At 65.1% G+C, this 7,006-nt stretch carries 7 protein-coding genes and 1 pseudogene; 7 read left to right on the forward strand and 1 reads right to left on the reverse strand.

Features of this window, described 5'->3' with window-relative positions; genetic code table 11:
• A pseudogene (locus ACWEO7_RS37350) lies at nucleotides 1–258 on the reverse strand (hypothetical protein); the annotation flags it as partial.
• Between the two features lie 1,120 nt (nucleotides 259–1,378).
• Here ACWEO7_RS37350 and ACWEO7_RS37355 point away from each other — a divergent pair.
• The 7 genes from ACWEO7_RS37355 (at nucleotide 1,379) to ACWEO7_RS37385 (ending at nucleotide 6,891) form a co-directional block, all read left to right on the forward strand.
• Nucleotides 1,379–1,966, forward strand: coding sequence for a recombinase family protein (locus tag ACWEO7_RS37355; protein WP_452430324.1), 588 nt, complete (start codon nucleotides 1,379–1,381; stop codon nucleotides 1,964–1,966).
• A gap of 241 nt (nucleotides 1,967–2,207) precedes the next feature.
• Entirely contained in the window at nucleotides 2,208–3,215 is a 1,008-nt protein-coding gene (locus ACWEO7_RS37360; protein WP_452430313.1) for an endonuclease/exonuclease/phosphatase family protein, read from the forward strand.
• A 92-nt stretch (nucleotides 3,216–3,307) separates the two neighbouring features.
• Nucleotides 3,308–3,544, forward strand: a complete 237-nt coding sequence (locus ACWEO7_RS37365; protein ID WP_452430315.1) for a hypothetical protein — start codon at nucleotides 3,308–3,310, stop codon at nucleotides 3,542–3,544.
• A gap of 249 nt (nucleotides 3,545–3,793) precedes the next feature.
• Nucleotides 3,794–4,627 (forward strand): hypothetical protein, encoded by an 834-nt coding sequence (locus tag ACWEO7_RS37370; RefSeq protein ID WP_452430316.1) that lies wholly within the window; start codon nucleotides 3,794–3,796, stop codon nucleotides 4,625–4,627.
• 196 nt (nucleotides 4,628–4,823) lie between these two features.
• Nucleotides 4,824–6,368: a hypothetical protein gene (locus tag ACWEO7_RS37375; RefSeq protein WP_452430318.1), complete on the forward strand. Its 1,545-nt coding sequence runs from the start codon at nucleotides 4,824–4,826 to the stop codon at nucleotides 6,366–6,368.
• Nucleotides 6,365–6,670: a hypothetical protein gene (locus ACWEO7_RS37380; RefSeq protein ID WP_452430320.1), complete on the forward strand. Its 306-nt coding sequence runs from the start codon at nucleotides 6,365–6,367 to the stop codon at nucleotides 6,668–6,670. The genes ACWEO7_RS37375 and ACWEO7_RS37380 overlap by 4 nt, the downstream gene beginning before the upstream one ends.
• A complete protein-coding gene (locus ACWEO7_RS37385; RefSeq protein ID WP_452430322.1) occupies nucleotides 6,670–6,891 on the forward strand; it encodes a hypothetical protein in 222 nt (73 codons plus the stop codon). Before ACWEO7_RS37380 ends, ACWEO7_RS37385 begins: the two co-directional genes overlap by 1 nt.
• Nucleotides 6,892–7,006 lie beyond the last annotated feature (115 nt).

The raw sequence follows: 7,006 nt of genomic DNA on the forward strand, positions 1-7,006 counted from the left end.
GGTGGGGTGGGCCGGAAGCGCGGGCTGATCGATGACGATCTCGTTCACGGGGAACGAAAACGGCAGGAAGCTGTACTGCAAGCGCATCGGGGAGCCGAAGTCACAGCCGACGCTGCCGTCACCGGCGATAGCGCAGTTCATGCCACCCGCGCTGAAGTACACGGTGGCTGGATCGGCTTGCGCGGTCGCGGCCAACAGGACCGGAGCCATCACCGCCGCGGCCACGACTCCGACAACCCTACCCACGATGCGTTTCACGCAGAACTCCTCGATGATGTGATGACACACGGAACGCGAACTGACGAACCTATCGCCGTCCACCACCACCCCGTTTCAGCCGAAGGTGGTGAGCGCGCCATACCGGCGATCTATGGCACCGTCGATCGGCGAATGCCGACGACGAGGTAAGGAAACCTTTGCACGGCGCGACAGGGTCAGAAAGTGTGGTCTCCTTCGGCCGCTCACGCTGGACCCCTTCCAGGCGAACGAATCCCTCGTGGCGGGAAGCGATGCCGAGCCGGCCGCCGGTGGCCAGCCGGATACTGACAACGAGCAATTCACGTCGGGATTTGTCAGCCCTGGGAGTCAAGTTTCCGTCCCGGATCGGTTCGTCCGAGAACAGTTGGAGTCGACGGCCGCAGACTTGGAGGAGCTTTTCATCATGAACGTCCATCCCGACGTGGCGGTATTGCTCGATCTCGTCCCCGCACACCATGTGGGCGGCGAGAAGATCGACTGGGCGACCGCTGAGAACGCGTTGGGTACACCGCTGCCGAGCGACTACAAGTCCATGCTGGACATCTACGGCATGGGCAACATCGGGGAGCTGGTGATCTTGCCACCCTTCCCCAGCGATGTCCGGGGTTGGGAGACGTGCCACATCCGAGATGATGTGAAGGACGTCCGCTGGCTTTGGGTCGACGAGGGCGGAGTTCCCGACGTACAAGTGGGAGCCGATGCCGTCATGCCCTGGGGCGCCGGCATGAACGCGAATTACATGTGCTGGCTCATGACCAGCGAGGACCCCGACCAGTGGCCCGTAGTGGCCTGGCGGCGACACGTCAACTTCTGGGAGAAGAGCTGGCGCCTGTTCGATTGCGGAATGGTCCGGTTCCTGACCCGCATGATGACAGGTCAATTTGGCCCGGGGCTCCCGAAGCTGGCCCTGGGGGCAAGGTGGCGGGTGGGGGTAGGTATGTCCTGGCGGGTTGTTCGCGATCGTTTTCAGCGGCCGAATGGTGTGTCCGTTAGCCGAACCTTCAACGGACACTCCGCCGGGACGGTGGCGGCGGGCCGCCACGAGGACGAATTCGTGTCTCATATAGGCCGTACGGATAGCTTCTCGGTGAAGGGGTGCTATCCGTTACGCTTTCCGGTCATGTCCGGCACGTTGATCGGCTATGCCCGATGCTCCACCGACACCCAGGATCTCACCGCCCAACGCGACCGATTGGGTGAGCTCGGTGTGGCCGAGGAACGCATCTATCTCGACCATGGATTGACCGGTACCAGCCGTCAGCGCCCCGGGTTGGATCAGGCGCTCGCGGCGGTCCGTGCCGGTGACACCCTCGTCGTGCCGAAGCTAGACCGGCTCGCGCGCTCGGTGCCGGACGCGCGGGCGATCGGTGACGATCTGGCCGCCCGGGGTATCAAGCTGTCGCTCGGCGGGCAGGTGTACGACCCGCACGACCCGATGGGCAAGATGTTCTTCAACATCCTGGCCACCTTCGCCGAGTTCGAGGTCGACCTGCTGCGCATGCGCACCCGCGAGGGCATGGCCGTGGCCCGCGCCAAAGGCCGCCTCCGCGGCCGCCAACCCAAACTCTCGGCCAAGCAACGCACCGAGCTGCGGCGTATGCACGGCAGTGGCGAGTACACCATCGCCGATCTCGCCGGGGTATTCGGTATCTCCCGGCCCACCGTCTACCGCACCCTCCAACGCGACAACGCCACACAGCCGAAGTGACACCGCCCTCAACAGCACCCCGGCACAAGCAGGTGCGCAAGCAAGCATCCCTGATGGCAGTGAGGGTTCGGCTCGGCCGTAATCGCAGGCTCAGCCGACGATCACCGACCACACGGCCACACCGGCTCTTGCGGCGGTTGCCGGGACAAGACGAGGAAGCTGTGGCGGGAACGCCGAGGGCGTTGGTTTGCTGAACCCATCCAACGGGGTTGTTCGCGCAGCTCTCCAAGCTGCCCGAGACTTGAGCAGCAAGATTTTGAGAATCGGATCAGCCGACGCCGAACACGGCGTCAGGCCCTTCCCTCGACGACTCGAAGAGGCCGCGGAAGAATTTCGAAACGCCGACAAAGGGTTTCGTCGTGAATTCGACACCGGCGACTCGCCAGCCTCGCTGCCACTGGATGTCTCTGTCGGTGAGCAGTTGTCCGGCGTGACCGGAGCTGATCCTCGGCGGCCGTTCCGGGTGGTCACATGGAATATTGCCGGTGGTCGCCGCGCCTTGTCGACGGACGCATTCGACTATGACGAGGTGGATATGCCGTATTTCGCCGAGCAGCTGCGGCGGCTGCGCCCCGACGTCATCAATGTGCAGGAATCGGAGATCGGCCCGAACGGCTCGACAGCTCGGGAACTGGCTGAGTTGCTCGGTTACCCACACGTCTACGAGACCGAGATGTGCCCGTCACATATCAGCGACGGCAAGACGCTGAGCCTGGCTGTGATCAGCCGGTTGCCGATCGAGGATGCGTGGGCGCAGCGGTTGCCGACCACCCGGCTCGACCTGAAAGTCGGCGGTCGATCCGTAGAACCATACGACCGGTATGCGCAGCGTGTGAGCGTCGGCGGAATCAATGTGGTGAATCTGCATCCCACGCCGCTGGGGTTTTTCGGGCACAGCTATGAGGAGGGCGCCGGTGCAGAGCATGCCAGAGAGATCGGGTCTGCGGTGCGCGAGATGGTCGACGGCCCGACGGTGGTCGCCGCCGACCTGAACACCGATCGCCCAGGACTGGTGTACGGGAGCACATTCGAGGATATGGGCATGAGCGCGGCACTCGAGCCCGACGCCAGGACCGTTCCGGGCTGGGACGGCGCGCCGGACCAAATCTATTCGTCTCGGGAGTTCCAGACGGTGAACCAAGGGGTCCAGACCACCGACACCGACCATCACCTGGTCTGGGCAGATCTCGAGGTCACCAATCCGCGAGTGCTCGATGCCCTTGCCTCAGCGAGAGAGCCGAACACGTAGCTGAATCGCTGGATCGGTGACGACTGCCGCCCGGCGCTCGCCCAGTGCGATCCAGGATTCGAACCGATCCGTGTCGAGCAGTACAGTACGGGTTGGCGCATCACGTGCACGGCCAGCTCGGCGGGCACGGCTTTGTCGATGCTGGTGAGGAACTTACGGAACTCCGTCGCACGGTGGCGGCGGTGCAGTTCGCCGATCAGCGGTCTTTCCGCAGCGCGTTCTCCGTCACCCATGACAGGATCGACGTCTCCTGGCAGAAAGGCGGAAGTACCGTTGCCGCTGTGCACATTCCGGCCTCGGTGTCTACGGCTAGGATCCTGCTGCGGTAGTCACCCGCTCGACCAGGGCGCATGTCGAGGGCCTGAAGCGCCCCTCGAACGACAACGACACGAACACCTCGGCGAGACGGCCGATCTCGCGAGTCGTTCCCGCCTTTCGCCCGGCCGTGTCGGCGTCAACCCTCGGATACCTCCGGAGAGAGTGTTCTCGTTCGAGGAAACACACGGCTTCGCAACGCTGTATCTGCAATTCAGAGCCGTATCTGAGACACTTCGCGCGATCAGCGTTCATGAGGCGCTATGAGCGCGGTCGCGCGCCTCGCTGGTGGAGCGGCCCACCACCTCAGGGGCCTGCTGGGGCGAGCCAACAAGGGCCTGGTCACCTGCTACAGAACCGGCAGTGGTGAACTGCGCAACGTCGCTACCGCGCTGCCCGATGCCGATCACCGCGGCGCCGCGAGGATTCCGTGGACGCGTATTCCCAGGCCAGCGGCCATCGTAGTGGGGAGCGGCTATCTTCTGGCAGCTGACCGCCGCGACAGCGGGCCGGATCCGTCAGCCGAGGCACTCGTCTCGATGTCTCCCACGCTGGCGAAGCATTTGCGGGATCTGAAAGCGGATGGATGGACCATTCAGTGGGGCAGGGAAGGCAGCGGTAGTTACACCAGCCGCGCAGTCAAATTGATCAGCATCGATAGCGATTTGAAAGGAAACGACCTACGGGTGACGGCGGCGCTCGCCCACGAAATCGGCCACGCCTACAAAGGTGCCGCGATATCTCAGGTCACGCGACCACGAAAGGGGATGACACGCGATCAATGGATCAGAGAACAACTGTACAAGGAATTCATCGACGAAGCCGAGGCCGCACTCGTGGCCGCTCAGATACGGCAGGAGCTTATCGACAACGGCGGCACGGACGCAGAAATCGGAGACACCGGCGCCGGCGTTTTCATTCTTACTGTCGAAGCCTACGAAGCATACGCCAGCGGAAAAATCTCGCGCCAAGAAGCACGTAGCCAAATTGCGGATACCATCATGAATGATCCGACGAATGGACACTATCGAAGCTACTATCCTCGCCTCAAAAAACTATCGTACGTCTACTTCTCGCCACTCGGCTCCGTGTTGTAGTCGCACTGTCACGCGTGGCATCAGGATTTCCATGTACGCGGTGGCGGGCCATCACTTCAACGATACCATTCGGCCGCTGAAAACGGCTCGCGAACAACCCGCCAGGACATACCTACTCCCACCCGCCACCTTGCCCCCAGGGCCAGCTTCGGGAGCCCCGGGCCTAGAAGCGATCCCGTGGCAGAACCGCGCCGCGATGGTTGCCTCACTCGTCGATGCGATGGTGTGGAGCCACGATTCGGAGCTGGCGGCCCAGCGCCTCGACGAACTGACCAGCTCCTGCGCCTTGAGCTGGGGTGTGGTCGTCGATCCGATGGAGTTCACCGTCAGCCTCGACCCGGACTTCGAAGCCGAGCACTTCCAGCGCTACGCCGAAGCAGCGAGTGTGTGGGATCGCGAGTCCGCCGCGATCGACTTCGTGACCGCGCTGCCGATGCCCGAGGCCGCGAAAGACGCCGCGACACAGGCGGTCTTGGCCTGGCGCGGGCCCGAAGTCGACCCGCTGAATCCCGATGAGCATCGGGTCAGCCAAGCCCGCCGCCGCGAGCAACTCGACGTCGACCTGGCCGCCGCACGCCTCACCGCCGAGGACCGGACCCGGGTGGAGTTCGTCGTCGACTACCTGCGCGGGGAAACCTCCCGGGTGGATCTGCTCACCAGTCCGGTGGTTGTGGATCCGGGTGAGGAAGCCCGCGGGCGGGTGGCGGGGCTGCTGGAGCAGTTCGCGCGCAACCCGAAAGCGGCTCGTGAGGTCGGCAAACAGATCTCGGTGCTGACCGCCGCCGACCAAGAGCGTGTCCGCGACGTCGGCCGCGCCATCCAAGCGGGCGAGCAGGTCGATTTCGCGGTGTGGCCCGGCTACATCAACCGCGAGCAGCTGCTGGAAGAACTTCAGCTGTATGCGATGGACGCTGAGGAGCTGCGCGCAGAAGCCGACTACATCGCCGAAGCCGACATCTCCGCCGAGTCCCCGGAACGGATCGGCATCAGCGACGAGATCGGCGCCCGGGTCACCCGCATGGCCGCCCAGCGTGAGCAGCTGCTCGAGCAGGCCCGCCACGGCAAGGGGCTCACCTCGATGGAGCGCGCGCAGCTCGTGTGCACGATCGAGGACATCGACGCCGGAGTCATCGGCGGGCACAAGGAGCTGCCGGAACTGCTGTTCGCCGATGAACGCACCAAGGCCAGTGCGGATTTCCTGCGCACCGCCCGACCGGCCAGCGAGCTGTCCAACGCGACCCGGCACGAGATCACCGAGCTGATCAACGCCACCGGCGCGCTCACCCCGCGCAGCCGCGTGGACGAGCGGCTGCGGCTCGAAGTGTCCTCGATCAGCGACTCCGTCTTCAGCGTGGCCGCCGGATCACCGGGAACCAGCGTGGATCTCGACCGCCAGCAGTACACGATCAAGCGCACCGAATTGGGCAAGGCGCTGGCCCGCGCAGGGGTGGATCCGGAGGTACGCCAGCGGATCCGGGCCCTTGTCGATGACCGCGCCCGCCAGGCCGGGGAGTTCGGCCGACCGGCTGCCGCGCGCCGCCAGCAGTGGAGGGACAAGTCCGCAGCCGCTGTCGCCGCGCGCGACGACGCGATCGCTCAGCGTCAGGCCGCCTCCGCCGGCCACAGCCCACGGTCAGGACGGTGCGCGAGCCGTCCCGATCGCGCGGCGCAGGCCGCTTCGCCTGCCCCGGCCCGTTCTGCAGGACGGTGGCCGGTCCACACGTCGGGGGTGGAGCGGTGACCGACACTGAAGCCGTCGACTTGCACGTCATCGCCCGCCTTGACGATCCCGCTGGTGCGGTCGCCGATCTCTACGCTTGCGAGTTGTTCTACAGCGACGACGGCAGCGTCTACGGACGTCATGTCAGCTGCCGGTGGGAATCCGTTGCTGCCGCCCCGGGCGCCCCGGTCAGTCTCGATGCGCTCGACGCCGCGCTCACCGCCGCCGGGTACATCCGCACCGGCGAGTGGCGGCGCAAGACCACCAGCTCCGGCGCGGTGCGGTACTTCGCTGTCGCCACCCTCGGAATCGAGGACATCTGATGAAGACACCGCAGGCAACCCGGTCGCGTGTACCCGCTGTGTGGTGGCGCGGCCTGCGTCACGAGGTCGTGCACGCGCAGCGGCTGCGGCGGGCGCTGCTGTGCGCCGAGCTGCGCGGGCGGGGTGTGGCGCACACCAGCGGCGGGGACGCGGTCACCGTCCCCCAAATAGACATCTGGCCCAGGCGATTCAGGCAGTGCAAAGTAGGCCCATCCAGTTGATGTGGGAACCCCCTCACCCCCTCTACGTCAAACCCAGGTAACACCCCTCAGTCGTTTCAGTGCAACTCAACGCTTTCACCCGGGCGAAGTCGCCGGATATCGGCGGCAGCTCGAT

The organism is Nocardia sp. NPDC004260, assembly GCF_053603155.1.